Here is a 25484-nt window from a genome sequence, read left to right on the forward strand (position 1 = left end):
CGGTGCGCGGCAGGCGGGCAGGGCGCTTCGGCTCGCCGCGGCCAAACCTTTCATGCTATAGGGAATTATGAAGAAACTGTGGGGAGTCGCCCTGGGCTTTTGCTTTTGCGCAAAAATGCCGCACGGGGTGTCCCCCATGGCTGTTGCGGCGAGCATGAAACTATGATTTTAAGCACTCAGTATAGCAGGGATTCTGCGCGTCTGTTTGATCCCAATCAAACGCCTTGGGGAGATACGTTGTGAAAAACAAAGCTTTTGCAGTTCTGGCCGCCATCGGCTGTCTGCTCTTTGCTTCGACCGCCTTCGCTGACCAGCCGATGCCGTGGCAGAAGGGTCTTCAGCCCGCCGCGACCTCGATCATGGAAGAGGTTCGCTGGTTCGAGCAGTACACACTCTGGTTCATCGTCCCGATCACCCTGTTCGTTCTGTTTCTCCTCGTCCTCATCGTCGTGAAATTCCGCGAAAGCGCGAATCCCGTCCCGTCCAAGACCAGCCACAACACGGCGATCGAAGTTGTCTGGACGCTCGGTCCGGTCATCGTTCTCCTGTTCCTCGCCGTTCCTTCCTTCCAGCTTCTGACCAAGCAGCTCGCTCCGACGGAAGAGCCGGAAATGACCATCAAGGCCACCGGCTATCAGTGGTACTGGGGCTACGAGTACCAGACGGGCGACAATCCGCTTTCCTTCGACAGCCTGCTGATGGCCGACGCCGACCGCGCCGCCGCCGGCAAGGAAGACAAGGCGGTCTATCCGCGCCTCCTGACCGTCGACAACGAGCTCGTCGTCCCGGTCGGCAAGCATGTCCGTCTTCTCGTCACCGCCGCCGACGTGATCCATGCCTTCGCCATGCCGTCCTTCGGTATCAAGATCGACGCCGTTCCGGGCCGTCTCAACGAGACCTGGTTCAAGGCCGATCGTGAAGGCCTGTTCTACGGCCAGTGTTCCGAGCTCTGCGGCAAGGACCACGCGTTCATGCCGATCGCCATCCGCGTCGTCTCGCAGGAAAAGTTCGATACCTGGCTTGCCGCCGCCGCGACGAATGTCGGCGATGCAAACAAGGCCCTGATGGCGTCTGTCGATGGTGCGGCCAAGTCCGTCACCGTCGCCGAAAACGCCGCGCAGTAATTCTAGGGAGTTGAGACCATGGCCGGAACATCCGCTGCCCACGGCGATCACCACGATCACCACGAACACAAGCCGCTTAGCTTCTTCCAGCGTTGGTTCCTGTCGACCAACCACAAGGACATCGGCACCCTCTACCTGATCTTCGCGATCATCGCCGGCCTCATCGGCGGCACGCTGTCGATCTTCATGCGCATGGAACTGCAGGAGCCGGGCATCCAGATCTTCCACGGTCTGGCGCAGATGGTCTACGGCTTCGAGGGCGATGCTGCCATCGATGGCGGCAAGCACATGTTCAACGTCTTCACGACCGCGCACGCGCTCATCATGATCTTCTTCATGGTCATGCCGGCGCTGATCGGCGGCTTCGCCAACTGGATGGTTCCGATCATGATCGGCGCGCCGGACATGGCGTTCCCGCGCATGAACAACATCTCGTTCTGGCTGATCGTCCCGGCCTTCCTGCTGGTGCTGCTCTCGATGTTCGTCGAAGGCCCGGCCGGTGCCTACGGTTCCGGCGGTGGCTGGACGGTCTATCCGCCATTCTCGACAACGGGCCAGCCCGGGCCGGCCATGGACTTCGTGATCCTCGGCCTGCACATCGCCGGCGCGTCCTCGATCCTCGGCGCGATCAACTTCATCACGACGATCCTCAACATGCGCGCTCCGGGCATGACGCTGCACAAGATGCCGCTCTTCGCCTGGTCGGTTCTGATCACCGCCTTCCTGCTTCTGCTCTCGCTGCCGGTTCTGGCAGGCGGCATCACCATGCTGCTGACGGACCGCAACTTCGGCACGGCCTTCTTCGCGCCGGAAAACGGCGGTGACCCGATCCTCTTCCAGCACCTGTTCTGGTTCTTCGGTCACCCGGAAGTGTACATCCTGATCCTGCCCGGCTTCGGCATTGTCAGCCACATCGTGTCCACCTTCTCGCGCAAGCCGATCTTCGGTTACCTCGGCATGGCCTATGCCATGGTCGCCATCGGCGCCGTCGGCTTCATCGTGTGGGCGCACCACATGTACACGGTCGGCATGTCGCTCGACACGCAGCGCTACTTCGTCTTCGCCACGATGGTCATCGCGGTTCCGACGGGCGTGAAGATCTTCTCGTGGATCGCGACGATGTGGGGCGGCTCGATCCGCTTCACGACCCCGATGGTCTGGGCGATCGGCTTCATCTTCCTGTTCACCGTCGGCGGCGTCACGGGCGTCCAGCTTGCAAACGCCGGCCTCGACCGCGCCCTGCACGACACCTACTATGTGGTTGCCCACTTCCACTACGTCCTGTCGCTCGGCGCCGTCTTCGCCATCTTCGCGGCCTGGTACTACTGGTTCCCGAAGATGACCGGCTACATGTATTCCGAGTTCATCGGCAAGCTGCACTTCTGGGTCATGTTCATCGGCGTGAACCTGATCTTCTTCCCGCAGCACTTCCTCGGCCTTGCCGGCATGCCGCGCCGCTACATCGACTACCCGGATGCCTTCGCCGGCTGGAACGCGGTGTCGTCCTACGGCTCGTATATCGCAGGCGTCGGCGTCCTGATCTTCCTCTTCGGTGTCTTCGAAGCCTTCGCCAAGAAGCGCGTCGCCGGCGACAATCCGTGGGGCGAGGGTGCCAACACGCTGGAATGGCAGCTCTCTTCGCCGCCGCCCTTCCACCAGTGGGAACAGCTCCCGAAGATCAAGTAAGGTCTTGCAAGATCGAGGCCGCCGGCGACGGCGGCCTCAAGACTGGCAGAACATGCGAATGCCGACGGAGATCGGCGGGTCGTTTGGCAGCAACCGGCACCCCACACTCCGTCATCCTCGGGCTTGACCCGGGGATCCATGCCACCTCTCCGGCCTGCCGTGGGGGTGGATCCTCAGGTCAAGCCCGAGGATGACGACAGAGAGGGAGGGCCGGCAGGCCAGCGCTCTTGCGGACAACGGAACGAGACGGAAAGAACATGGCGGTCATCGAGCATCACGAAACGATCCCGGGCGGCGGCGAGGTCTACCTCTCCGAAGCGTCCCCGCGCGATTTCTTCGAACTGCTGAAGCCGCGCGTCATGTCGCTGGTCGTCTTCACCGCTCTTGCCGGCCTCGTGGTTGCGCCCGGCACGATCAATCCGTTCATCGGCGCGATAGCGATCCTCTGTATTGCCGTGGGCGCCGGTGCTTCCGGTGCCCTCAACATGTGGTACGACGCGGATATCGATGCGGTCATGACCCGCACCGCCAAGCGTCCCATTCCCTCGGGCCGTATCCGCCCGGAAGAGGCGCTCGCCTTCGGCCTGACGCTCTCGGCCTTCTCGGTCGCCATTCTCGGCCTCGTGGTCAACTGGCTTTCGGCGGGCCTGCTCGCCTTCACCATCTTCTTCTACGCCGTCATCTACACGATGTGGCTGAAGCGCTCGACGCCGCAGAACATCGTCATCGGCGGCGCGGCCGGCGCCTTTCCGCCGATGATCGGCTGGGCCTGTGTCACCGGCGGCGTCTCCATCGAGAGCGTCGTCCTCTTCCTCATCACTTTCCTGTGGACTCCGGCGCATTTCTGGGCGCTTGCGCTGTTCAAGATGCGCGACTACGACGCCGTCGGCGTGCCGATGCTGCCGAATGTTGCCGGCGAGGCCACCACGAAGGTCCAGATTCTCGTCTATGCGGTGCTGACCGCCGCCATCGCGGTCGTGCCGAGCGTCCTCGGTTTCGCGAGCCTCGGCTATGGTCTCTTTGCCGCAGCCCTCGGCCTCGGCTTCGTATGGTATTCTGTCGGCGTGTTGCGCATGCCGGAGGGCGACCGCGCGATGGTTCCGGCCAAGAAGCTCTTCGCCTTCTCCATCGTCTACTTGTTCGCGGTCTTCTCCGGGCTGATGCTCGACCACCTGATCGCCTCGTTCGGATGGGTATTGTAATGGAAACGGTAACTCTCACGGAAAGCCAGAAGAAGGCCCGTCGCGGCCGTAACATCGCGCTCGGCGCGGTGCTCCTGGGCCTCGTCGTGCTGTTCTACATCGTCACGCTGGTGAAATTCGGCGGCGGAATGGTGGGCTGAGCATGAGCGAGATGAAGAAGACCGAAAAGAGCAGGCTGGGCAATGGCGCCATCGTCGCCATCTGCTGTTCCTTCGTCATCGGCATGGTCGGTGCGGCCTATGCCGCCGTGCCACTCTACGAGATGTTCTGCAAGGTGACGGGCTACGGCGGCACGACGCAGCGCGTCGAGCAGGCGTCCGACGTCATCCTCGACAAGAAGATCAAGGTGCGCTTCGACGCCAATGTCGGCCCGGGCCTGCCCTGGACCTTCGAGCCGGTGCAGCGCGAGGTCGAGATCAGGATCGGCGAGACCGTGCAGATTCTCTACAAGGCCCGCAACAACAGCTCCAAGGCGACGACCGGCCAGGCGACGTTCAACGTCACGCCAGAGGCGACCGGCGCCTACTTCAACAAGGTCCAGTGCTTCTGCTTCACCGAGACGACGCTGAAGCCGGGAGAGGAAATGGAAATGCCCGTCGTCTTCTTCGTCGATCCCGAGATCGTCGGTCCGGTTGAGACGAAGGGCGTCCACACGATCACGCTGTCCTATACCTTCTATCCGCGAGAGGCGTCGAAACCGGTGGTTTCGGCTGTGGACGTGAAGGCGGACAACGCGAACAAGCTTTGAAATATATGCGTTTCCGGCTATGCCGGGAACGGAACGCGATACATTCGGGGATAAGTCACATGGCCGATGCGCATCAGAAGAAACACGACTACCACATCATCGACCCGAGCCCGTGGCCGCTGCTCGCCTCCATCGGCGCCTTCGTCATGGCTTTCGGCGGCATCGCCTACATGCGTTACCTGTCGGGCGGCGCCTTCCACATGTTCGGCATGGACCTCGCCACGCCGTGGGTCTTCTTCATCGGCTTGCTGATCACGCTCTACACCATGTACGGCTGGTGGGCGGACACGGTGAAGGAAGCGCATGAGGGCCACCATACCCGCGTCGTCTCGCTGCACCTGCGCTACGGCATGATCATGTTCATCGCTTCGGAAGTGATGTTCTTCGTCGCCTGGTTCTGGGTCTTCTTCGACGCCAGCCTCTTCCCCGGCGAGCCGATCCAGGCCGCCCGCACCGCCTATACCGGCGGCGTCTGGCCGCCGAAGGGCATCGAGGTCCTCGATCCCTGGCACCTGCCGCTCTACAACACCATCATCCTGCTGCTGTCGGGCACCTGCGTGACCTGGGCGCACCATGCGCTGCTGCACAACGACCGCAAGGGTCTCGTCAACGGCCTTGCGCTGACGGTCGCCCTCGGCGTGCTGTTCTCTGCCGTGCAGGCCTACGAATATGCCCACGCGCCCTTCGCCTTCAAGGACTCGATCTACGGCGCGACCTTCTTCATGGCGACCGGCTTCCACGGCTTCCACGTCCTGGTCGGCACGATCTTCCTGATCGTCTGCCTCATCCGCGCCATGCGCGGCGACTTCACGCCGAAGCAGCACTTCGGCTTCGAGGCGGCCGCCTGGTACTGGCACTTCGTCGACGTCGTCTGGCTCTTCCTGTTCTTCTCCATCTACATCTGGGGTGGCTGGGGCGCCCCGCTCGCCCACGGCTGAGCTGACGAAACGCAACGACACGAACGGCCGCAGCGATGCGGCCGTTTCTCTTTCAGGCACCTTTGTCGCGGGCTTTCGATTGGACGGGGCGGGTGGTGGCGATTATAGGTGGTGCCGGCCTTCACGCGATCGGTCTACGAAACGGAATTTCACCATGGACGAAGACAAGGCACTCTATCCGCCCATCGATCCCTTCAGCGCCGGGGCGCGTGGCCGCTGCCCGCGCTGTGGCGAGGGCAAGCTCTTCGACGGGCTGCTGAAGGTCCGGCCGGCCTGCACCAATTGCGGGCTCGACTATTCCTTCGCCGACTCGGGCGACGGCCCGGTCGTCTTCGTGCTGCTCATCGTCGGCTTCGTCGTGGTGGGCGCTGCGCTCTGGATGGAGGTCAACTACAACCCGCCGCTCTGGGTGCATTTCCTGCTCTGGATCCCGCTCGTCATCGGCCTCGGCCTCTGGCTGACGCGCATCCTCAAGGGCCTGCTGATCACCCTGCAATACCGCAACAATGCGCGGCCGGGCGAGATCGACCGTGGCTGAGGTGCCGGCAGGCCGCGCGCCGCGCATGGGCAGGGCCAAGACGGTCGTGACATGGATCGCCTTCTTCGTCGCGCTCGCCATCCTGCTTTCGCTCGGTACCTGGCAGGTCCAGCGGCTTTACTGGAAGGAAGCGCTGCTCGCCGATATCGCCGAGCGCCGCGTTGCCGCCCCCGTGCCGCTTGCCGATATCGAGGCGATGGCGGCAAGGGGCGAGGATATCGAATACCGTCCGGTCACCGTCTCCGGCGTCTTCGCCAACAACCGGGAGCGCCATTTCTTCGCCACCTGGCATGGCCAGACGGGCTATTACATCTATACGCCGCTGCAGCTTGCCGACGGCCGCTTCCTCTTCGTCAACCGCGGTTTCGTGCCCTACGAGGCGAAGGAGCCGGAAATGCGCAAGCAGGGCCAGCTTACCGGCGAGCAGACCGTCACCGGCCTTGCCCGTGCCCGCCTTGCCGAAAAGCCGTCCTCCATCGTGCCGGACAATGATATTGCCAAGAACATCTTCTACTGGAAGGACCTCGATGCCATGGCATCGAGCACCGGCATTGCCGCGGACAGGCTGGTGCCCTTCTTCGTCGATGCGGGCGATGCGCCGAACCCGAAGGGCCTGCCGATCGGCGGCGTCACCCAGTTCGACCTGCCGAACAACCACCTGCAATATGCCGTCACCTGGTACGGTCTGGCCGCAGCGCTGGTGGGCGTGGCGCTCTATGCCCTGTTTCGCCGGAAGGGCGATCCGGCGCCCTGAAAGTGCCGCCTGAAGCTGTTTTCCCTTGGCGCGGCGGCCTGGGACGGCCTATATGGGCGCAAGGCCCCGTCCCATTTCCGGATAACCGATGAGCATGATTGAAAACCGACCGGACTTGACCATCAGGCTGTGCGGCCCGCGCGGCTTCTGCGCGGGCGTCGACCGCGCCATCCAGATCGTCGTGCTGGCGCTGAAGGCCTATGGCGCACCGGTCTATGTGCGCCACGAGATCGTGCACAACCGCTATGTCGTGGAGGGGCTGGAAGCCAAGGGCGCGATCTTCGTCGAGGAACTCGACGAGATTCCGGAAGAGCACCGCCAGCAGCCCGTCGTCTTTTCCGCCCATGGCGTGCCGAAATCGGTCCCCGCCGATGCCGAGGCGCGCAACCTCTTCTATCTCGACGCGACCTGCCCGCTCGTCTCCAAGGTCCACAAGCAGGCGATGCGCCACCAGCGCCTCGGCCGCCATGTCGTGTTGATCGGCCATGCCGGCCACCCGGAGGTCATCGGCACGATGGGGCAATTGCCGGAGGGCTCCGTCTCGCTGGTCGAGACCGTGGAGGACGCCGACAGATACGTGCCGCCGGACCCCGACAATCTCGGCTTCGTCACCCAGACGACGCTCTCGGTGGACGACACGGCCGGCGTCATCAAGCGCCTGCATGAGCGCTTCCCGAACCTCACGGCCCCCGCCGCCGATTCCATCTGCTATGCCACCACCAACCGGCAGGAGGCCGTCAAGCAGGCTGCGCCCGGCTGCGACCTCTTCCTCATTGTCGGCGCGCCGAACTCCTCCAATTCCAAGCGCCTCGTCGAAGTGGCGCTGAGAGCCGGGGCGGCGAAATCCGTGCTCGTCCAGCGCGCCTCCGAGATCGACTGGGAGACTATCGGCGACATCCGCACCGTCGGTCTCTCGGCCGGCGCTTCCGCCCCGGAGGTCATCGTCAACGAGATCATCGAGGCCTTTCGCGCGCGTTACAACGCGGTGGTGGAACTCGCCGACACGGTCGAGGAGAACGAGCACTTCCTCGTGAACCGTGAACTGCGCAGCATCGAGCTGACCTCGGCCGACATGGCGTTTGTCAATGGCGAGTGAGACTGTGAACCACTCTTGCACCCCTCATCCCCCTGCCGGGACCTTCTCCCCGCAAGCGGGGAGAAGGGGAAATCCGGGCCGTCTTCCGTTCCCTTCTTCCCACTTTGCGGTTGGAAGGGAACCTGTGAGCCCATCGCTCCTCGCCCCGCTTGCGGGGAGAGGATGCCGGCAGGCAGGTGAGGGGCAGCGCGCCGCACCGACCACTTATCCGATCGACCCCACCCATCAAGCCTGAGACCCGCCGTGGCCGTCTATACTGATATCACCGAAGACGATCTCTCCCGTTTCCTCGCCGCCTATGACGCAGGCACGCTGCTCTCCTACAAGGGCATCGCTGAGGGCGTTGAGAATTCCAACTTCCTGCTGCACACCACGAAGGGCGCCCTCATCCTGACGCTCTACGAGAAGCGCGTCGATCCGGGCGACCTGCCGTTCTTCCTCGGCCTGATGCACCATCTGGCGGAAAGGGGCCTGTCCTGCCCGCTGCCCCTGCCGCGTAGCGATGGCGCGTTGCTCGGCGAGCTTTCAGGCCGCCCCGCCGCCGTCATCTCCTTCCTCGAAGGCATGTGGCTGCGCAAGCCGGCGGCCAAGCATTGCCGGGAGGTCGGCCGCGCGCTGGCGCAGATGCACCTTGCCGGCGAGGGCTTCGAGCTCACCCGGCGGAATGCGCTTTCCGTCGATGGCTGGCGGCCGCTCTGGGACAAGTCCGCCGACCGCGCGGACGAGGTGGAAACGGGGCTGCGGGACGAGATTCCTGGCGAACTCGATCTCCTGGAAGCACGCTGGCCGAAGGACCTGCCGACGGGCGTCATCCATGCCGACCTCTTCCAGGACAACGTCTTCTTCATCGGCGACGAGCTTTCCGGCCTGATCGACTTCTACTTCGCCTGCAACGACATTCTCGCCTATGACGTCGCCACCTGCCTCAATGCCTGGTGCTTCGAGAAGGATGGTTCGTTCAACCTCACCAAGGGCATGGCGCTGCTGGAAGGCTACGAGAGCGTGCGCCCGCTGTCCGACGCCGAGGTGGCCGCCCTGCCGCTGCTGGCCCGCGGCTCGGCCATCCGCTTCTTCCTGACGCGGCTCTACGACTGGCTGATGACGCCGCCCGGCGCGCTGGTCGTCAAGAAGGACCCGCTCGAATACCTGCGCCGGCTGCGCTTTCACCGCCAGGTGCTTGACGCCCGCGAATACGGGCTTTCCCGATGAAACATGTCGATATCTTCACGGACGGCGCCTGCTCGGGCAATCCCGGCCCCGGCGGCTGGGGCGCGGTGCTGCGCTATGGCGAGGTCGAGAAGGAAATGTCCGGCGGCGAGGCGGCGACGACGAACAACCGCATGGAGCTGATGGCGGCGATGAGCGCGCTTTCCGCGCTGAAGAGCCCGTGCGAGGTCGATCTCTACACGGACTCGAAATACGTCATGGACGGCATTTCGAAGTGGATCTTCGGCTGGAAGAAGAACGGCTGGAAGACCGCCGACAAGAAGCCCGTGAAGAACGGCGACCTCTGGCAGGCGCTCGACGAGGCGCGGCTGCGCCACAAGGTCGAATGGCACTGGGTCAAGGGTCATGCCGGTCACCCGGAGAACGAACGCGCTGATGAGCTGGCGCGTAAGGGCATGGCGCCGTTCAAAGGCAGTAGGAGTTAGGAAATAGGCAGTAGGAAACAGAAGGAAGGAATGTTCCCTCTACTGCCTACTGCCTACTGCCTACTGCCTACTGCCTCATCAAAGCTGCTCGATCATCGCTGCCGCACCGGAAACCGTCGCCTGGCCGGGGCTTTCCTCGACATTGAGCGCCTTCACCACGCCGTCCTCGACGAGCATGGAATAGCGCTTGGAGCGCACGCCCAGCGTGCCGGCGGAAAGGTCGATGTCCATGCCGAGCGCCTTGGTGAAGGCGGCGTCCCAGTCGGCGAGGAAGCGCAGCTTGCCCGCGCCGCCCGTGGAGGTCGCCCAGGCGCCCATGACGTGGTGGTCGTTGACGGCGACGACGGCGATGTCGTCCACGCCCTTGGAAAGGATCGCGTCGCGGTTTTCCAGGTAGCCCGGCAGGTGGTTCAGCGAGCAGGTGGGCGTGAAGGCGCCGGGTACGGCGAAGAGCACGACGCGCCTGCCCTTGAACAGCTCGTCCGTCGAGATGTCGGCGGGGCCGTCCGGCGTGCGTTCCTTCAGCTTGAGGTCGGGCAGCTTGTCTCCAACGGCAATGGTCACGGCGTCTCTCCTGTCTGGTGGCAAAATGGCTTGCGGCGGAACTATAGGGGAGCGCTAGTCGATGGCAAGCGGGCTTTCCATCGTCTTCTCGCCGGCGCGCACCGTCAGGCGGATAGGGTCCTTCGCAAGATCGAAGACCTTGGGCTTGTGCAGCACCGGCACCTCGGCGACATAGGCATCGCCCTCAAGCCGCGCGGGGCTCGCCGCGCCGAATTCGAAGCTCGATGAGCCCGAGAGGAAGACGTCGGGAAGAGGGCCGTCCGCCGGCGCCTCGAAGCGCACCGTCACGCTCTTGCCGTCCGCCGCCCACGTGCCAGAGAGCGGCTTGAAGCCGTTGCCCGCGCCGCCCGGCAGCGCCGCCTCGGCATCAGTGACGGCGGCTTCCTCGAGCGGGTTGGCGAAGCTTTCGCCGCTCGCATCCACCGTCAGTTCCGCCTGCACGGGAATGCAGATCTCCTTGCAAACGCCGATGAAGACGGTGGCGGTGATCGGCCCCCCCGCCTTGTCGAGCGTCAGGGGCAGGCGCACCGGCCTGTCATAGCCGATGTAGTGGGTCTCGGCATCGCCGAGCCGCTTCGGCGCGGGAAAGCCGACCGATGTCAGCGTCGCCCCGGTGACTGCCACCGAAGGGGGGATGCCGCTGCCGCCGGGATCGCGCCAATAGGTCTTCCAGCCGTCGTGCAGGCGGATGTCGAGCATGGCGCGCATCATGCCGTCGGCGGAAGCGGGAAGGGCAACGAGGCGCACGTCCCCGCCCGGCGTCTCCACCCAGGAAGAGGACGCGGCGGCGGCGGAAGAGGCGGCGAAAAGCAGCGGGATGACGGCGATCAGCAGGCGTTTCATGGCCTCATATCTAGCGCCGGCTCTTGCCGCTTGCCAGCAACAAAACCTCGCGCGGCCATCATAAAAGCTTGATCGCGCGCCGGCCCGGCATGCATTTCACGTAAGGCCGGACGGGCGGGCCGGCGAAAAGAACGCTTTTCATTTGGCCGCGAATTGATAGGCTGTCTGCACTATGGCTATGTCGGTTCTGAAAAAGACACGAGAACGCGGCTTCCTTGACGGTCAGTTCCTGATCGCCATGCCGGGGATGGCCGACGACAATTTCGCCCGCACCGTGGTCTATATCTGCGCCCATTCGGAAGACGGCGCCATGGGCTTTGTCATCAACCGGCCGCAGCCGCTTAGCTTCTCCGACGTGCTCCTGCATCTCGATCTCCTCGGCGAGGAGGAAGTGATCCGCCTGCCGGGCGCGACGCTCGATTTTCCCATCCGCTGCGGCGGGCCGGTGGAAAGCGGGCGCGGCTTCGTGCTGCATTCGGACGACTACATGTCCGAATCCAGCATTCCGGTCAGCGACGAGATTTGCCTGACCGCGACGCTCGACATCGTGCGCGCCATTTCCCGTGGCCGCGGCCCGCAGCGCGGCATGATGATGCTCGGCTATGCCGGCTGGGGCGCGGGGCAGATCGAGAACGAGATCGGCGCCAACGGCTGGCTGAGCTGCCCGGCGCAGGAAGAGTTGATCTTCGACACGAACCTCGACAGCAAGTACGAGCGCGCGCTCGGTCTGATGGGTATTACGCCCGCCATGCTCTCCACGGAAGCGGGCCACGCTTGAGGGTCTGCCTTCCGATTTTTTCGCCCTGATGGAACCTGCTGCGTTGCACGCCGTTCTCCCGGCGCGCTGATAGTGGCGCTTGCAACCGGACACAGGGAGCATGACGATGGGCAGCACGAGCGACAAGATCAAGGGCACCGCCAACGAACTGGCCGGCAAGGCCAAGCAGGCCGCGGGCAAGGCGACCGACAGCCCGAAGATGCGCGCCGAAGGCGCCGCACAGGAAGCCAAGGGCAAGACCCAGAAGGCCGTCGGCAAAGCCAAGGACGCGGTCAAGAGCGCCGTCGACCGGCTCTGATCCTGTCCGGATGGCCAAGGCCGTCCAGTCCTTTTCGAACAGGGATACCCGCACCGGCAAGGGCCGGTGCGGGTATCCTGCCGAATGCACCGAACGATCCGGGACGCCATGAAACTCTTCACCTGCGGGACCTGCGGCCAGACGATCCATTTCGACAACCGCCTCTGCATGCGCTGCGGCTCGCCGCTCGGCTTCCTTGCCGCGGACGTGACGCTGCATGCCCTGGTTCCGGAAGGCGAGGGCGTCTGGAAGATCGCGTCGGGCGATGGCCTCTATCGCTACTGCACGAATGCCGTCCATGATGTCTGCAACTGGATCGTCCCGGCTGATGGTGCGCATGCCTTCTGCGAGGCCTGCCGGCACAATCGCATCGTGCCCACCACCGATCCCGTCGGGCTGGAGCGCTGGCGGCGCATCGGCGCGGCGCAACGGCATCTGTTCTATTCGATCCTGCGCTGGAAGCTGCCGCATCCGACCCGCGAGGAGGATCCTGCCGGCGGACTCGTCTTCGATTTCCTTGCCGACGAACTGGATGCGAACGGCAATGTCGTCGCGGCCGCCATGACCGGCCACGAGGATGGTTTGATCAGCCTGCGCGCCGCCGAGGCGGACGATGTGGTGCGCGAGAGCGTGCGCGTCGCCATGGGCGAGCCCTATCGCTCGCTGCTCGGCCATTTCCGCCATGAGGTCGGGCATTTCTACTGGACGCAGCTCGTCCGCGACGAGGCGACGCTGGAAGAGGCGCGCAATCTCTTCGGCGACGAGCGCGAAGATTACGCCGCCGCCCTCCAGCGCAACTACGACGAGGGGCCGCCTGCGGACTGGCAGGAGCGGTTCATCAGCACCTATGCAAGCTGCCACCCGGCCGAGGATTTCGCCGAATGCTGGGCGCATTTCTTCCATATCGTCGATACGCTGGAAACCGCCCGCGCCTTCGGCCTCAACACCGATCCGAAGGGGCATGAGGAACTGGAAGCGGAAGTCACCTTCGATCCCTATAGGGCGCCGAATGCCAGCCGGCTCGTCGAATCCTGGGTTCCGCTCAGCGTCGCGATGAACGCCATCCAGCGCTCCATGGGCCAGCCCGACAGCTACCCCTTCGTGCTCTCGCCGCCGGTGGTGGAGAAGCTGGATTTCATCAATCGGCTGGTCAGGGCAGTAGGCAATAGCCAATAGGCAGTAGGTAGTTTCTACTGCCTATTGCCTACTGCCTCTCACGCCCGCTTCATCAGCGGAAAGCGTTCCTTCAGGAGACGCAGCACCGAGTCGTAGCCGATCGGCGGGCCGAAGATGTAGCTCTGGCCGAACTCGCAGCCCATGTTGCCGAGCTCGATGGCGTCCTCTTCCGACTCGATTCCTTCCGCGACCACCTGCATTTCCAGTTCCCGCGCCATCGAGATGACAGAGCGCAGCAGCACGGTGCGTTTGTCGGAACCGTCGCGCACCAGCGCCTTGTCGATCTTGATCGTGTCGAAGGGGAAGCGGGTGAGATAGGAGAGCGAGGAATGGCCCGTGCCGAAATCGTCGAGCGCAAGGCCGAGGCCGACATCGCGCAGCTTGTTGAGGATCAGCCGGGCCTGTTCCGGATTTTCCATCACGACGGATTCGGTGAGCTCCAGCTTGATCTTCTGCGGCTCGCAGCGGGTGCGGGCGAGCGCCGCGCGCACGTCGTTGTAAAGCTCGTTGTTGAGAAGCTGCGCGCTCGACAGGTTGACCGAGACGAAGACCGGAAGCTCGCCGGTCTGGAGCTGCCAGTCCATCAGGTCGCTCGCGGCCTTGTCGAAGGCGAAGAGGCCGAGCTGGTTGATGAGGTCCGACGCCTCCGCGATGGGAATGAACTCGGCCGGCGAGATATTGCCGCGCTTGGGATGGTCCCAGCGCATCAGCGCCTCGAAGCCGGCGATCTCCGCATCCTTGAGCCGGACGATCGGCTGGTAGACGAGGGAAAGCTCCTTGCGCTCGATGGCGCGGCGCAGGTCCGTCTCGATCTGAAGGCGGTCGGCGCCGAAGGTGCGGAAGGCGGGGCGGAAGGGCTCGACGCGGTTGCCGCCGGCCTTCTTGGCCCGGTACATGGCAAGCTCGGCATCGTTGAGCAGGCCGGCCGCATCCTCCTGCTGGTCGACCCAGGAGACGAGGCCGATGGAGGCCGTCAGGATGATCTCGCGGCCGCCGAAATTGATCGGCACCATGATCGCCTTGCTGACCGCATCGGCGAAATCCGCCACCTTGGCGGGATCCCGCTCCGACATGAGGATCAGGCCGAACTGGTCGCCGGCAAGCCGGGCCAGCGTATCCTGCGGCTTGAGGAGCCGGCGCAGGCGCCGGGTCAGCGCGATGAGGATATTGTCGCCTGCGGCGATGCCGAGCGCGTCGTTGACCTGCTTGTAGCGGTCGATGTCGATAGTCAGCACCGTCGGGCGCACGGTCTCGGAGCTGGCGGTCAGCGACAGGATCGATTGCAGGCGGTCGAGGAAGACCTGGCGGTTCGGCAGGCCCGTCAGGTTGTCGTGCAGGGCGTCCTGCAAGAGCCGGTCGATCGAGTTGCGCTGCTCGGTGATGTCGATGATCGTGCCGACGCAGCGGATGATCTCTCCGTTGGCGCCAAGCACGGGGCGGGCGCGGATCGAGAGCCAGTGGTAGTGGCCATCCTCGGCGCGCACGCGGAACTGGTGGTTGAGCCGGCCCTTGCGGTGCTCCAGCAGCACGTCGAGCGTGGCGCGGAAGCGGTCGCGGTCGTCGGGGTGGAGGCGCGGCAGCCAGTTGCGGGCCGGGCCGTGCATGACGCCGGGGGCAAGGCCGAGCTGGATGGAGATGTCGGGAATGGTGACGACGCGGTCGCGCGCCACGTCCCAGTCCCAGACCGTGTCGCCCGAGCCCGTCAGCGCCAGCGACTGGCGCTCGAGATCGGAGAACAGGCCCTGGCTGTAGGCGCCGCCGGCAAAGGCGTGCTGCATCACCGTGAAGCCGATGAGGAGCACGATGAGGACGAGGCCGCCGCCGAGCGCTGGCTGGATGATGTCGTTGTTGAGCTGGCCCGTTACCGTCAGCCAGGCGCCGAACAGCCAGACGAGGATCAGCGCCCAGGCGGGTACGAGCAGGATCGCCCGGTCATAGCGGTTGAAGCCGAGATAGGCGATGAGCACGATGCCGACCGTCGCTGTCAGCGCGAAGGAGAGGCGGGCGATGCCCGAGGCGATCGGCGGATCGTAGATCGCGACGCCGAAGAGCAGGCCGAGGCCGAGGATCCAGGCGAGCGTCGCATAGGCGAGATGCGCGTGCCATCGGTTGAGGTTGAGATAGGTGAAGAGGAAGACGACAAGGCCCGCCGCGAGAAACACCTCCGTTCCCGCGCGCCATATCCGCTCGTCGCCCGCCGTGATCGAGATGAGCTTGGAAAGGAAGCCGAAGTCCACGCAGATATAGCCGAGCACAGCCCAGGCGAGCGCCGCCGTCGCCGGCAGCATGGAGGTGCCCTTCACCACGAAGAGGATGGTGAGGAACACGGCGAGCAGGCCCGCGATGCCGAGCACGATGCCGCGATAGAGCGTGAAGGCGTTGACCGTGTCCTTGTAGGCGTCCGGTTCCCAGAGATAGATCTGCGGCAGGTCGGGTGTCGCGAGCTCCGCGACGAAGGTGACGACCGTGCCGGGGTTGAGCGTGATGGAGAAGACGTCCGCCTCCTCGCTCGGCTCGCGGTCGAGCGCGAAGCCTTCGCTCGGGGTGATCGAGATGATGCGCTTGGAGCCGAGGTCCGGCCAGAACAGCTTGGACTGCACGAGGCGGAAATGCGGGGCGACGATCACGCGGTCGATCTGCTCGTCGGAAACGTTGGCGAGCGCGAAGACCGCCCAGTCGCCCTGGTGCTCGTCGGAGGTGGCCCGCACCTCGATGCGCCGCACGATGCCATCGGTGCCGGGCGCTGTGGAAACCTGGAAGGCCTCGCCCCGGCCGGTATAGATCTCGGTGGTGGCGGTGAGGTCGAGCGCGGTGTCGTCACGGGAGATTTTTACCGGCTCGACGGCATAGGCGCGCCCCGGCAGCATCCCCGCAAGGAGGATCGGCACCAGAAGGATGAAAGCGAGCAACCGGCTGGCACGCAGCGCTTGCGGCACGAAGGAAGACGTCATTGAAAGTGCATTGTCCTTAGGTACTGCCCAGTCCTGCCGCGCCCGGTGCCGCCTGGGGCCGCCTGTCGGCGGCCAGAAGCGAGAACATCACGTGGTCGCGCCACTCCCCGTTTATCTTCAGATACTCCCGAAGGTAGCCTTCCCGCTGAAAGCCGGCCTTTTCAAGGAGACGTATGCTTCTTGTATTGTCTGGAATACAGGCTGCCTCGATACGGTGCAACTGAAGGCTCGAAAAGATATAGGGTATGGCGAGGTTGAGTGCACCGAACATGTGGCCCTGGCCGGCATGGCGCTCGCCCATCCAGTAGCCGATCATGCAGCATTGCGCAGCTCCGCGCCGGATATAGCCGACGGTGAGGCCGCCGAGCAGCGTCTTCTCCTCGCGCGTGAAGACGAAGAGGGGGACGGCCTGTCCCGACGAAAATTCCTGTTCATTACGAAGGACGCGGGCGCGGAAGGCGCCTTCCGTCAGGTCGTCGCTCCGCCATGTCGGCTCCCAGGGTTCGAGGAAGCGCCGACTCTGGGAGCGCAACGCATACCATTGCCTGTAATCCTGGAAACGGGGGAGGCGAAGCAGGTGCCGTTCGCCGGCAAGTTCCACGGTGTCGGGCTGGCGCGACAGAAACCGAAAAACCGACCGTGCCATTCAGTCCTCCGCGCGCCGTCCTCGTGGCGGCCCCTTTCTCACAAAGACTATGCCGAGAGCCTCGCCGGCGTCAAATGAAACGGGGCAGTCCTATGGCGCCGGCGACACCCCTTTTTCGTTCGCGTCGCCGGGCCGATTCGGGCCTGCTTCGGTGCTATGCAAAAGCCGCATGTCAGCGGTGTGAGCATATGCATTTTCTTTAGGCAGGAGGTCGCTTATCTATTGATCAACGCAAGGGAAACACAAAGGAATTGAACGATGAACATCTTCGCAAAGCTCAAGAAGAATGCCGCTGACCGCCGCGCCGTCCGTGAACTCGGCGCCCTCGACGACCGCGCCCTGCAGGACCTCGGCATCTCCCGCTCGAACATCCAGGCTGCCGTCAAGGGCATGGTCGTTTTCGGCTGATACGGCCTGGGGCCAACGCCCCGCGCCATGAGGGATGACATCGGCGCGCCAGATCCGGCAGCGCCAGTCCGGTCATCCCGCCCCATTCATCGGGACCTCTCTCCTCCCAGGGTCCCGATCAGGCAACCCGCCGCAAGGCGGGTTTTATTTTGCCCGCTTGCGGGCTCCCAAGGATATCGGAAAAGGCGCGGCTTCAGCTCGCCGCGCGGTCGATGGTCCCGCGCGAGAGCGAGCGCGTGATGTCGCCGGCCGGGACCAGGTGTTCCAGCGGGCCGATGGCCGAGATCGTCGGCACCGTGTCGAAGAACAGGCGTCCGGCAAGGTCCGTCAGGCGCTCAATGGTGATGCCGGCGAGGCGCTCCATCAGCTCCTCGTTCGGGATCGGGCGGCCGTAGAGCATCATCTGGCGGGCGATCTGGCCGGCGCGGGCGGCCGGGCTTTCCTGGCCCATCAGGAGCTGGGCGCGGATCTGCGCGCGGGCGCGCTCGATTTCCTGCTGGTCGATCGTCTCGGACGACTTCTTCAATTCGTCGAAGATGACGGGCATCAGCTCGGGCAGGTTCTCGCCGCCGGTCGCGGCATGGATGCCGAAGATGCCGGTATCGGAAAAGCCCCAGTGGAAGGCGTAGATCGAGTAGCAGAGGCCGCGATGCTCGCGCACTTCCTGGAAGAGGCGCGAGGACATGCCGCCGCCGAGGATGTTGGCGAGAATCTGCGAACAGTAGAAGTCGCGGGCGTGGTAGGCCTTGCCCTCGAAGCCGAGCAGCACCTGCGCGTCCATGAGGTCGCGCGTCTCGCGGATATCGCCACCGGTATAGCGGGCCGGTTCGAAGACCGGGGAGATTTTCGGCGCGGTCGGCAGCGAGGAGAAACGGTCCTCGACCTGGCGCACGAATTCGTCATGGTTCACCGCGCCGGCCGCCACCACGAACATGCGGTCCGTCGTGTAGTTGCGGTCGAGATAGGAGCGGATCTCGCCGGGCGAGAAGGACAGTACCGTGTCCGGCGTGCCGAGGATGGCGCGGCCGATGATCTGGTCGCGATAGGCGACCTCGGAGAACTTGTCGAAGACCACGTCGTCCGGCGTGTCGTTCGCCGCGCCGATTTCCTGGAGGATGACGTGCTTCTCGCGGCGCAACTCTTCCTCGTCGAAGACGGATTCCGTCAGGATGTCGGCGAGGATGTCGACCGCGAGCGGGACATGGTCCTTGAGCACGCGGGCATAGTAGGAGGTGGTTTCCGTCGAGGTGGCGGCGTTGACCTCGCCGCCGACATTCTCGATTTCCTCGGCGATCTGGCGGGCGGAGCGGCGCTCCGTGCCTTTGAAGGCCATGTGTTCCAGAAGGTGGGCGATGCCGTGCTCGTCCGTGGTTTCGTTGCGTGACCCCGACTTGATCCACACGCCGAGAGCGACGCTCTCCAGATGCGGCATGTTTTCGGTCACCACGGTCAACCCGGACGCAAGCCGGGTGCACTCAACTTTCATCATACGCACTTTCTGCGATTCTATCCCCGAACCCGCGTATGCTTCCCGATGAAGGCTTCCACCGCATCGAGTTCCGCTTCGAGGACGTCGAACCGCTCCTCCCTTTGCATGAGGTCAGCAAGCCACGTCGGAAGCGCCGGGTCAATACCGCATGCCGATTTTACTGCGGCGGGGAATTTCGCGGGATGCGCGGTGGCGAGCGTCACCATCGGCGCGTTCGGCTTCTCGTGCTTGGCGGCGACGAAGACGCCGATGGCCGAATGCGGGTCGAGCAGGTATCCGGTCGCAGCCAGCGTGTCCTTGATCGTCTGCGCTACCTGCTTTTCCGAGGCGCGGCCGGCGCGGAACTTCTTGCGGATCGTCTTCAGCGCGTGATCGCCGATCTCGAAGGCGCCGGACTGCTTGAGGCTCGCCATGGCGCGGCGCACGGCGCCGGCGTCACGGTCGTGGGCTTCGAACAGCAGCCGTTCGAAATTCGACGAGATCTGGATGTCCATGGAGGGCGATGTGGTCGCCTTGACGTCCTTCATCTCGTAGCGGCCGGTCTTCAGCGTGCGGGCGAGAATGTCGTTCTCGTTCGTCGCGATCACCAGCTTGTCGATGGGAAGGCCCATGCGCTTGGCGGCGTAACCGGCGAAGATATCGCCGAAATTGCCGGTCGGCACGGTGAAGGAGATCTTCCGGTCCGGCCCGCCGAGCGCGACGGCCGTCGTGAAGTAATAGACGATCTGGGCCATGATGCGCGCCCAGTTGATCGAGTTGACGCCCGAGAGCTTCACGCCGTCGCGGAACTTCGTGTCGTTGAACATCGCTTTCACGAGGTTCTGGCAGTCGTCGAAATTGCCCTTGACGGCGAGCGCGTGGACGTTCTTGTCCTTCGAGGTGGTCATCTGGCGCTGCTGCACCGGCGAGACCTTGCCTTCGGGGAAAAGGATGAAGATATCGGTGCGCTCGCGACCGGCAAAGGCGTCGATGGCGGCGCCCCCGGTATCGCCCGAGGTGGCGCCGACGATGGTGGCGCGCTCGCCGCGGGCGGCCAGCGCATGGTCCATCAGGCGGGCGAGAAGCTGCATCGCCACGTCCTTGAAGGCGAGCGTCGTGCCGTGGAAGAGTTCCATGACGAAGGAATTCGGCCCGGTCTGGACGAGCGGCACGACCGCCGGGTGGCGGAAGGTGGCATAGGCCTCGTCGATCATCGCCCGGAACTTTTCGGCAGGAATGTCGCCCTCGACGAAGGGAAGAAGCACTGTGAAGGCGATTTCCTGATAGGACTTGCCGCGCAGCGCCCGGATGTCCTTCTTCGAGAAGGACGGCCATTCGCGGGGCACGTAGAGGCCGCCATCACGGGCAAGGCCCGCCAGAAGCGCATCGGAGAAACCGAGGGAAGGGGCCTCGCCCCGGGTCGAAACATAATCCACGTCGCACGTCCTTGGATTTGCAAATGCCGTTGCGTCCGGCCCGTCCCGATGAAGCGAGGCGGGCCTCTCCGAATTTCTGAGGGCGGTTTCATTCGACAATCGATTTTTCGCCGCGTCGCTGCTATAGACCATCGCCTAGGGTCGTGAAAAGGCCCGTAAAACGAGTTCCGAAAGGCTTGGACGCCGGGGGCGGGGCCTGATCGCAGGGGTAGAACGTATCGTGTTTGGAATGACCATCCGCCGTTTTCTCGGCATCTCCCTTCTCGCCGTCGTCGCCGGCTGCAACCAGACCGACAAGCCAGCAGATCTCGGCGTGACGAGCGATCCGTCGGGCGTGCAGGCTGCCACGCAGCAGCAGACGCAGGTCGCGGTGATCCAGGGCTCGTGCCCGCAGGTCTTCCTGCGCGACGGCACCGCCGTCCTGCAGCGCTACGGCAAGGGCGCCAAGGACGATCCGCAGAACCTTGCCTACCAGGTGACGCTCGGCGACACGACGCGCCAGTGCGTGCTGAACGAGAACCAGCTCGTCATGACGATCATGGTGCAAGGCCGCATCGTCGTCGGCCCGGCCGGTGCCGGCGGTACGGTAACGCTGCCGATCCGCGTCGCGGTCATGGACGGCGAGACCTCGCATTATTCCCAGCTCGTGCAGTTCCCGGTCACGATTCCGGCCGATGGTAGCGCGGCCCAGTTCATCTTCACCCAGAGCAATGTCGCGATCCCCGGCGGCTCCGGCAGCTTCACCAAGGCCTATGTCGGCTTTGAAGAGGGATCGGCGAAGAAGCGGAAGAAGTAACCGCTTCTGCACATCTCAAAAGAAAAGGCCGCGGAACATCGTCCCGCGGCCTTTTCTTTTGAGATGATCGGAAGGCTCAGATCGCTTCCTGCCATTCGGCGAGCGCGGCGATGACGTCCGGCAGCTCGCTCATGCGCGAGATGACGGTTTCCGCGCCGGCTTCCGTCAGGCGGTCGGCATGGGAAGGGTAGGTGTGCGAGGCGCCGGTGAAGCCGACGACGCGCATGCCGGCGGCGCGGGCTCCCGCAATGCCGTGAACCGAATCCTCGATGACCAGCGTGCGCGCCGGATTCGCGCCGAACTGCTTTGCGCCGTGCAGGAAGATATCCGGCTTCGGCTTCACGCGGTCGGCGCCGAGATCCTTGGCCGAATAGACATAGGGGCCGAAGACCTCCCGAAGCCCGACCTTCGAGAGCATCATGTCGAGGCGGTGCGAGGCCGAATTCGAACAGATGCAATAGGGCCTGGGGATGCGCGAGAGCATCGACTTGACGCCGTCGATGGCCTTCACCTCCTGCGCGAGGCGCAGGTCGAGCAGCTTTTCCGACTTGTCGAGCAGGGTGGCCGAGAGAGGGATGGAGGCTTCGCGCTCGACGGTGAGCAGGATGTTGTGCCAGGTCATGCCGGCAAAGCGCTCGCCCATTTCCTCGACGCCGATCGGGTAGCCCGCATCCGTCAGCAGCGCCGATTCCACTTCCGCCGCGATGATTTCCGAATCGACGAGAACCCCGTCGCAATCGAAGATGATGAGATCGAAACCGTTCATGAGCTGCTGTCTTTCATAGGGGCAAGTCCGGGAGGGCTGCATCCGGAATTACGGAAGAACGAAGGGGCGCAGGGCGCCCGTGAGGCCGCGGTTTCCCTACACGAAAGGGGGGCGTGGGACAATTGCCGATTCGGGGAGGGAGCCATGCGTGGCGGCCGGGAGCGGCTGCCCCTCATCCCGCTGCCGCGACCTTCTCCCCGCAAGCGGGGAGAAGGGCATTGCCGCACCGCTTTCCCTCTTTGGGCAGAACGTTGCCATGACTTCCTTCTCCCCGCCTGCGGGCGAAGGTGCCGGCAGGCGGATGAGGGGCATTCGCCAGCCCTCACGGAAACAATGCCGTGAACTTCCGCTCGCCTTCTGCCGTGAAGCGGATGGCGCGGCTGTCCTTCTCACGCTTCGCCCAGCCATCGGCGATGAAGCGGGCGAGCAGGGCCTCGCCGAGCGAGCCGGCGAGATGCGAGCGGCGTTCGCTCCAGTCGAGGCAGGTGCGGCAGACCGGGCGGCGTTGCGCCCTGAGGGTGGGGACGTCGATGCCAAGCGCCGCCACGCGCGCTTCGCCGGAAGCCGTCAGCTCGGCATCGTCGCCGTCGAGCGTGACGTCGCCGTCGGCCACCATCCGGTCCAGCATGCGCACGCCGAAATCGCCGGCAAGGTGGTTGTAGCAGACCCGCGCCCGGCGCAGCGCCGGATCCTTCGGGCCGGGGCGGGTGCGCAGCAGGCCGCGGTTCGCCGCAAAACCCATGATGCTTTCGAGCAGCAGCCCCACCTCGTCGTCAGCAAGCGCGAAATAGCGGTGCCGCCCCTGCTTGCGCTGGGCGACGAGCCCGCCGGCTTCCAGCTTGGCAAGGTGGGAGCTGGCCGTCTGCAGCGTGACGCCCGCCGCGCCGGCAAGCTCGGTTGCCGTCAGCGCCTGCCCGCCCATCAGCGCGGTCAGCATGTTGGCGCGCGCGGGATCGCCGATCAGTGCGCCGATCTGGGAAATGTCCGGTCCTTCTTTCATACTTCGATGATAGCCGAAGCATTGGCGTCGGGCAATGTGGGAAAAGGGATCATCGCAATCAAGGAGACGAAGATGATCACCTGCTTCATTCGCTACGAGATCGACCCCTTCAAGAAGGATGCCTTCGCCGAATACTCCCGCAACTGGGGCCAGGTGATCCCGCGCTGCGGGGCCGATCTCATCGGCTACTTCGCCCCGCACGAGGGCTCGGCGACCACGGCCTACGGCGTCTACAATATCGAGAGCCTTGCGGCCTATGAGGCCTATCGCGCCCGGCTTGCCGCCGATCCGCTCGGCCGGGAGAACTATGAATTCTCCCGCAGGGAGCGCTTCATCCTGAAGGAGGACCGCATCTTTCTCAGGAACGCGTCGCTGCCCCATGCGCCGAGGGTGACGCCATGATCGCGGTCATCTTCGAGGTCGTGCCCGCGCCCGGCCGCATGGACCTCTATCTCGACACGGCGCGCGACCTCCGCCCGCTGCTCGACGGCATCGAGGGCTTCATTTCCATCGAGCGCTTTCGCAGCCTCACCGATCCGACACGGCTGCTTTCGCTCTCCTTCTGGCGCGACGAGGCGGCGGTGAAGGCGTGGCGCACCACCGAGGAACATCGCGCTGCCCAGTCGCTCGGCCGGGGCGGTGTCTTCGACGCCTATCGGCTGCGCATTGCCAGCGTCGTGCGCGACTACGGCCTCAACGACCGGAACGAGGCGCCGGAGGACAGCCGCGCCTTCCACGCGGCATGAGGACGATGCGGTCCGCATATGGCGGGCCGCATCGTCTTTCGGATCACTGCACCGTCACCTCGGCCCGCTCGCCGGCCTTGACGGTCGCCTTCGCTTCCTTGGGCGCGACGTCGCCCTCGTATTTCACCGCGACGATGTAGTCCCCGGGCGGCACCGTGTCCTGCCATTCCGCGCCGTAATTGATCGACACGGACTTGCGGTTGCCCTGGATGTCCTTCGCGGCGCTGAGGATCTCGATGGAATTGGCCCCCGGCGCGGTGATCGCCAGAACCCCGGCATTGATGTTGACGACGACTTCCTTCATCTCGCCGGCCTTGACGGTGAAGGGGATTTCCCCCGTCGCCGAGCCGAGCTTGGCCGTCAGCACATGGTCGCCGGCCGGAATGTCGAGCTTCGTGCCGGTGCCGTAGCCGTAGGCGACGCTCTTGCGGCTGCCGTCGATCGCCTTTTCCGGCGCCACGATCTCGAAGAAGACATTGCCGGAATCGACCTCCGGCCCGCCTTCCGCATAGACCGCCTTGTTGAGGACGATGCCCGCGCCGATGACGAGGTCGCGCGCGATCTCCTCGCCGGCCTTCACCGCGATGGTTTCCTCCACCTTGGAGGGGCCGATGGTGCCCTGCAGCTTCACCTCGCCGGCCGGAGCATAGAATTTCGCCGTGCCGTAATAGGTGCTGGAGTAGCTGCCGAAGGAGACCTGGATCGCGCCGTTCGAGTCGGGCTCGGCGTCAGTCGGCGTGCGCCGCGCGGTGACGGTCATATGCCCGGAATCGAAGTTCACGAAGGGCTTTGCCACCTCGCCGGCCTTCACCTCGAAGGGAACCTGCCGTTCGATCGCGCTCTGCAGTGTCACGACGGCGATGTATCTGCCCGGCGGGTAGCTGCCGGAATAGGCGCCCTTGTACTGGCTGTCGATATAGTCGCCGGCCGGCTTGCCGTCGGCACCGGCATTGTAGATCAGCCAGTGGACGTCATCATTGTCGCCGAGCGACGGCCCACCTTCCGAAAGCACGCTGTCGGCCGCGGTGTTGAATTCGACGGCCGGCTCCGGCGTGGTCTCGACCACTTCCGGCTCGGGCTTGGACATCGGCGCTTCCGCTACCGTCTCCGTCAGCGCGGCGACGAGCTGGCCGGCATCCGATGCCTGGAAATATTTGCCGCCGGTATTTTCCGCAAGGCAGGCGACCTGCTTGCCTTCCTCCTCCGTCAGGCCGAAGCCCACGACATGGGTGGTGAAGTCGACGCCCTTGCTTTCGAGCGCGGAGGCGAGGGCGCAGGGATCGGCCTCGCAGGTCTCCAGCCCGTCCGTCACTAGAACCACCGTCGCCTTCTCCTCGGTATATTTGAGGATGTCGGCGGCCTGTTCGACGGACTGCGTGAGCGGCGTCTTGCCCTTCGGGTTGAGGCCGTTGACGAAGGCGGTGATGGCGTTTTCGGTGCCTGCGGCCGGCGGCACGGCCAGCTCGATATCGCTGCAAGAGCCTTTTTCACGATGGCCGTAGACCATCAGGCCAAGCTCTGTGCCCGTCGGCACGGACTTCAGCACCGAGCCGAGCGTCTCGCGGGCGATCTCGATCTTGCTGCGCCCGCCGATCTGGCCCCACATGGAGCCGGAGGCATCGAGCACGATCATCGTCTTGTCGGCGGCAAGCGTCCCGCTGGCGGCAAGCAGCCCCGCCAGAAGCATGAAAACGGCTCTCAATCGCACGGTCGTCCTCCTCGTTTGCCGGAAAAACCGGCCGATCCCCTCGGCCAGGCGGCGGCATTGTCAGGGAAACGTGCGGGAAGGGGCGTCTATTCGCGGTCTCTTGAATTCGGCGCCGCGGTCCCCTTGCGAAACGGTTTTCGCTTTTTCTCCAAACCCTTCAGT

Annotated in this window: 27 protein-coding genes; 18 read left to right on the plus strand and 9 right to left on the minus strand. The window is 64.5% G+C overall.

Annotated elements, in window-relative coordinates; genetic code table 11:
* The first annotated feature begins 239 nt into the window (after window positions 1–239).
* The 11 genes from coxB (at window position 240) to rnhA (ending at window position 9738) form a co-directional block, all read left to right on the plus strand.
* Window positions 240–1124: a cytochrome c oxidase subunit II gene (gene coxB, locus DSD28_RS01120; RefSeq protein WP_119254514.1), complete on the plus strand. Its 885-nt coding sequence runs from the start codon at window positions 240–242 to the stop codon at window positions 1122–1124.
* An 18-nt stretch (window positions 1125–1142) separates the two neighbouring features.
* Window positions 1143–2810, plus strand: a complete 1668-nt coding sequence (gene ctaD, locus DSD28_RS01125) for a cytochrome c oxidase subunit I (RefSeq protein WP_119254515.1) — start codon at window positions 1143–1145, stop codon at window positions 2808–2810.
* 257 nt (window positions 2811–3067) lie between these two features.
* Window positions 3068–4012, plus strand: coding sequence for a heme o synthase (locus tag DSD28_RS01130; RefSeq protein WP_119254516.1), 945 nt, complete (start codon window positions 3068–3070; stop codon window positions 4010–4012).
* On the plus strand, window positions 4012–4152 hold the full coding sequence (locus DSD28_RS01135) for a hypothetical protein (RefSeq protein ID WP_119254517.1): 141 nt from the start codon (window positions 4012–4014) through the stop codon (window positions 4150–4152). Before DSD28_RS01130 ends, DSD28_RS01135 begins: the two co-directional genes overlap by 1 nt.
* 2 nt (window positions 4153–4154) lie before the next feature.
* Window positions 4155–4760, plus strand: a complete 606-nt coding sequence (locus DSD28_RS01140) for a cytochrome c oxidase assembly protein (protein WP_119254518.1) — start codon at window positions 4155–4157, stop codon at window positions 4758–4760.
* Window positions 4761–4819: 59 nt separating this feature from the next.
* Window positions 4820–5698, plus strand: coding sequence for a cytochrome c oxidase subunit 3 (locus tag DSD28_RS01145; protein ID WP_119254519.1), 879 nt, complete (start codon window positions 4820–4822; stop codon window positions 5696–5698).
* A 154-nt stretch (window positions 5699–5852) separates the two neighbouring features.
* A complete protein-coding gene (locus tag DSD28_RS01150) occupies window positions 5853–6236 on the plus strand; it encodes a DUF983 domain-containing protein (protein WP_119254520.1) in 384 nt (127 codons plus the stop codon).
* A 25-nt stretch (window positions 6237–6261) separates the two neighbouring features.
* Window positions 6262–6990, plus strand: coding sequence for an SURF1 family protein (locus DSD28_RS01155; protein WP_245424723.1), 729 nt, complete (start codon window positions 6262–6264; stop codon window positions 6988–6990).
* A gap of 88 nt (window positions 6991–7078) precedes the next feature.
* Window positions 7079–8086, plus strand: coding sequence for a 4-hydroxy-3-methylbut-2-enyl diphosphate reductase (ispH, locus tag DSD28_RS01160; RefSeq protein ID WP_119254522.1), 1008 nt, complete (start codon window positions 7079–7081; stop codon window positions 8084–8086).
* Between the two features lie 243 nt (window positions 8087–8329).
* The gene (locus DSD28_RS01165; protein WP_119254523.1) at window positions 8330–9295 is read left to right on the plus strand and encodes a homoserine kinase; all 966 of its coding nucleotides are present in this window, start codon (window positions 8330–8332) and stop codon (window positions 9293–9295) included.
* The gene (gene rnhA, locus DSD28_RS01170; protein WP_119254524.1) at window positions 9292–9738 is read left to right on the plus strand and encodes a ribonuclease HI; all 447 of its coding nucleotides are present in this window, start codon (window positions 9292–9294) and stop codon (window positions 9736–9738) included. The genes DSD28_RS01165 and rnhA overlap by 4 nt, the downstream gene beginning before the upstream one ends.
* Window positions 9739–9816: 78 nt before the next feature.
* Here rnhA and DSD28_RS01175 read toward each other — a convergent pair whose 3' ends face one another.
* Together DSD28_RS01175 and DSD28_RS01180 are read right to left on the minus strand one after the other, a co-directional pair.
* Entirely contained in the window at window positions 9817–10302 is a 486-nt protein-coding gene (locus tag DSD28_RS01175; protein ID WP_119254525.1) for a peroxiredoxin, read from the minus strand.
* Between the two features lie 54 nt (window positions 10303–10356).
* A complete protein-coding gene (locus DSD28_RS01180; RefSeq protein WP_119254526.1) occupies window positions 10357–11145 on the minus strand; it encodes a protein-disulfide reductase DsbD domain-containing protein in 789 nt (262 codons plus the stop codon).
* 172 nt (window positions 11146–11317) lie between these two features.
* Between DSD28_RS01180 and DSD28_RS01185 the strand changes: the two genes are divergently transcribed.
* From DSD28_RS01185 to DSD28_RS01195, 3 genes are all read left to right on the plus strand, one after another.
* Window positions 11318–11923 (plus strand): YqgE/AlgH family protein, encoded by a 606-nt coding sequence (locus tag DSD28_RS01185; RefSeq protein WP_119254527.1) that lies wholly within the window; start codon window positions 11318–11320, stop codon window positions 11921–11923.
* Window positions 11924–12029: 106 nt separating this feature from the next.
* The gene (locus DSD28_RS01190) at window positions 12030–12221 is read left to right on the plus strand and encodes a CsbD family protein (protein ID WP_119254528.1); all 192 of its coding nucleotides are present in this window, start codon (window positions 12030–12032) and stop codon (window positions 12219–12221) included.
* A gap of 108 nt (window positions 12222–12329) precedes the next feature.
* Entirely contained in the window at window positions 12330–13397 is a 1068-nt protein-coding gene (locus DSD28_RS01195; RefSeq protein WP_119254948.1) for a zinc-binding metallopeptidase family protein, read from the plus strand.
* A 38-nt stretch (window positions 13398–13435) separates the two neighbouring features.
* Here DSD28_RS01195 and DSD28_RS01200 read toward each other — a convergent pair whose 3' ends face one another.
* Together DSD28_RS01200 and DSD28_RS01205 are read right to left on the minus strand one after the other, a co-directional pair.
* Window positions 13436–16348, minus strand: a complete 2913-nt coding sequence (locus tag DSD28_RS01200) for an EAL domain-containing protein (protein ID WP_119254529.1) — start codon at window positions 16346–16348, stop codon at window positions 13436–13438.
* A 16-nt stretch (window positions 16349–16364) separates the two neighbouring features.
* Entirely contained in the window at window positions 16365–16994 is a 630-nt protein-coding gene (locus tag DSD28_RS01205) for a GNAT family N-acetyltransferase (RefSeq protein WP_119254530.1), read from the minus strand.
* A gap of 258 nt (window positions 16995–17252) precedes the next feature.
* Here DSD28_RS01205 and DSD28_RS01210 point away from each other — a divergent pair, with 258 nt between their 5' ends.
* Window positions 17253–17402, plus strand: coding sequence for a DUF1127 domain-containing protein (locus DSD28_RS01210; protein ID WP_119254531.1), 150 nt, complete (start codon window positions 17253–17255; stop codon window positions 17400–17402).
* 193 nt (window positions 17403–17595) lie between these two features.
* Here DSD28_RS01210 and DSD28_RS01215 read toward each other — a convergent pair whose 3' ends face one another.
* Together DSD28_RS01215 and thrC are read right to left on the minus strand one after the other, a co-directional pair.
* Entirely contained in the window at window positions 17596–18891 is a 1296-nt protein-coding gene (locus tag DSD28_RS01215) for a M16 family metallopeptidase (protein WP_119254532.1), read from the minus strand.
* A gap of 17 nt (window positions 18892–18908) precedes the next feature.
* Entirely contained in the window at window positions 18909–20306 is a 1398-nt protein-coding gene (gene thrC / locus DSD28_RS01220; RefSeq protein WP_162911170.1) for a threonine synthase, read from the minus strand.
* A gap of 229 nt (window positions 20307–20535) precedes the next feature.
* Here thrC and DSD28_RS01225 point away from each other — a divergent pair, with 229 nt between their 5' ends.
* Window positions 20536–21102 (plus strand): hypothetical protein, encoded by a 567-nt coding sequence (locus DSD28_RS01225; protein ID WP_119254534.1) that lies wholly within the window; start codon window positions 20536–20538, stop codon window positions 21100–21102.
* Window positions 21103–21178: 76 nt separating this feature from the next.
* Here the strand turns inward: DSD28_RS01225 and DSD28_RS01230 are convergent, their stop codons facing one another.
* Window positions 21179–21868, minus strand: coding sequence for an HAD family hydrolase (locus tag DSD28_RS01230; protein WP_119254535.1), 690 nt, complete (start codon window positions 21866–21868; stop codon window positions 21179–21181).
* Between the two features lie 322 nt (window positions 21869–22190).
* Complete coding sequence (locus DSD28_RS01235; protein ID WP_119254536.1) at window positions 22191–22868, minus strand: ArsR/SmtB family transcription factor; 678 nt, start codon at window positions 22866–22868, stop codon at window positions 22191–22193.
* Between the two features lie 72 nt (window positions 22869–22940).
* Between DSD28_RS01235 and DSD28_RS01240 the strand changes: the two genes are divergently transcribed.
* Together DSD28_RS01240 and DSD28_RS01245 are read left to right on the plus strand one after the other, a co-directional pair.
* Complete coding sequence (locus DSD28_RS01240; RefSeq protein ID WP_119254949.1) at window positions 22941–23270, plus strand: NIPSNAP family protein; 330 nt, start codon at window positions 22941–22943, stop codon at window positions 23268–23270.
* Window positions 23267–23614, plus strand: a complete 348-nt coding sequence (locus tag DSD28_RS01245) for an antibiotic biosynthesis monooxygenase family protein (RefSeq protein ID WP_119254537.1) — start codon at window positions 23267–23269, stop codon at window positions 23612–23614. The genes DSD28_RS01240 and DSD28_RS01245 overlap by 4 nt, the downstream gene beginning before the upstream one ends.
* A 43-nt stretch (window positions 23615–23657) precedes the next feature.
* Here DSD28_RS01245 and DSD28_RS01250 read toward each other — a convergent pair whose 3' ends face one another.
* Entirely contained in the window at window positions 23658–25322 is a 1665-nt protein-coding gene (locus tag DSD28_RS01250) for a vWA domain-containing protein (protein ID WP_245424700.1), read from the minus strand.
* Window positions 25323–25484: the final 162 nt, after the last annotated feature.

The organism is Shinella zoogloeoides, from assembly GCF_003574625.1.
Taxonomy (GTDB): domain Bacteria; phylum Pseudomonadota; class Alphaproteobacteria; order Rhizobiales; family Rhizobiaceae; genus Shinella; species Shinella zoogloeoides_A.

Excerpts from the sequence above, each read along its gene's own strand:
- ctaD (WP_119254515.1), top strand. The coding sequence starts at position 1,143 with ATGGCCGGAACATCCGCTGCCCACGGCGATCACCACGATCACCACGAA.
- DSD28_RS01130 (WP_119254516.1), top strand. The coding sequence starts at position 3,068 with ATGGCGGTCATCGAGCATCACGAAACGATCCCGGGCGGCGGCGAGGTC.
- DSD28_RS01135 (WP_119254517.1), top strand. The coding sequence starts at position 4,012 with ATGGAAACGGTAACTCTCACGGAAAGCCAGAAGAAGGCCCGTCGCGGC.
- DSD28_RS01140 (WP_119254518.1), top strand. The coding sequence starts at position 4,155 with ATGAGCGAGATGAAGAAGACCGAAAAGAGCAGGCTGGGCAATGGCGCC.
- DSD28_RS01145 (WP_119254519.1), top strand. The coding sequence starts at position 4,820 with ATGGCCGATGCGCATCAGAAGAAACACGACTACCACATCATCGACCCG.
- DSD28_RS01150 (WP_119254520.1), top strand. The coding sequence starts at position 5,853 with ATGGACGAAGACAAGGCACTCTATCCGCCCATCGATCCCTTCAGCGCC.
- DSD28_RS01155 (WP_245424723.1), top strand. The coding sequence starts at position 6,262 with ATGGGCAGGGCCAAGACGGTCGTGACATGGATCGCCTTCTTCGTCGCG.
- ispH (WP_119254522.1), top strand. The coding sequence starts at position 7,079 with ATGAGCATGATTGAAAACCGACCGGACTTGACCATCAGGCTGTGCGGC.
- rnhA (WP_119254524.1), top strand. The coding sequence starts at position 9,292 with ATGAAACATGTCGATATCTTCACGGACGGCGCCTGCTCGGGCAATCCC.
- DSD28_RS01180 (WP_119254526.1), bottom strand. The coding sequence starts at position 11,145 with ATGAAACGCCTGCTGATCGCCGTCATCCCGCTGCTTTTCGCCGCCTCT.
- DSD28_RS01185 (WP_119254527.1), top strand. The coding sequence starts at position 11,318 with ATGGCTATGTCGGTTCTGAAAAAGACACGAGAACGCGGCTTCCTTGAC.
- DSD28_RS01190 (WP_119254528.1), top strand. The coding sequence starts at position 12,030 with ATGGGCAGCACGAGCGACAAGATCAAGGGCACCGCCAACGAACTGGCC.
- DSD28_RS01195 (WP_119254948.1), top strand. The coding sequence starts at position 12,330 with ATGAAACTCTTCACCTGCGGGACCTGCGGCCAGACGATCCATTTCGAC.
- DSD28_RS01200 (WP_119254529.1), bottom strand. The coding sequence starts at position 16,348 with ATGACGTCTTCCTTCGTGCCGCAAGCGCTGCGTGCCAGCCGGTTGCTC.
- DSD28_RS01205 (WP_119254530.1), bottom strand. The coding sequence starts at position 16,994 with ATGGCACGGTCGGTTTTTCGGTTTCTGTCGCGCCAGCCCGACACCGTG.
- DSD28_RS01210 (WP_119254531.1), top strand. The coding sequence starts at position 17,253 with ATGAACATCTTCGCAAAGCTCAAGAAGAATGCCGCTGACCGCCGCGCC.
- DSD28_RS01215 (WP_119254532.1), bottom strand. The coding sequence starts at position 18,891 with ATGATGAAAGTTGAGTGCACCCGGCTTGCGTCCGGGTTGACCGTGGTG.
- DSD28_RS01225 (WP_119254534.1), top strand. The coding sequence starts at position 20,536 with ATGACCATCCGCCGTTTTCTCGGCATCTCCCTTCTCGCCGTCGTCGCC.
- DSD28_RS01230 (WP_119254535.1), bottom strand. The coding sequence starts at position 21,868 with ATGAACGGTTTCGATCTCATCATCTTCGATTGCGACGGGGTTCTCGTC.
- DSD28_RS01235 (WP_119254536.1), bottom strand. The coding sequence starts at position 22,868 with ATGAAAGAAGGACCGGACATTTCCCAGATCGGCGCACTGATCGGCGAT.
- DSD28_RS01240 (WP_119254949.1), top strand. The coding sequence starts at position 22,941 with ATGATCACCTGCTTCATTCGCTACGAGATCGACCCCTTCAAGAAGGAT.
- DSD28_RS01245 (WP_119254537.1), top strand. The coding sequence starts at position 23,267 with ATGATCGCGGTCATCTTCGAGGTCGTGCCCGCGCCCGGCCGCATGGAC.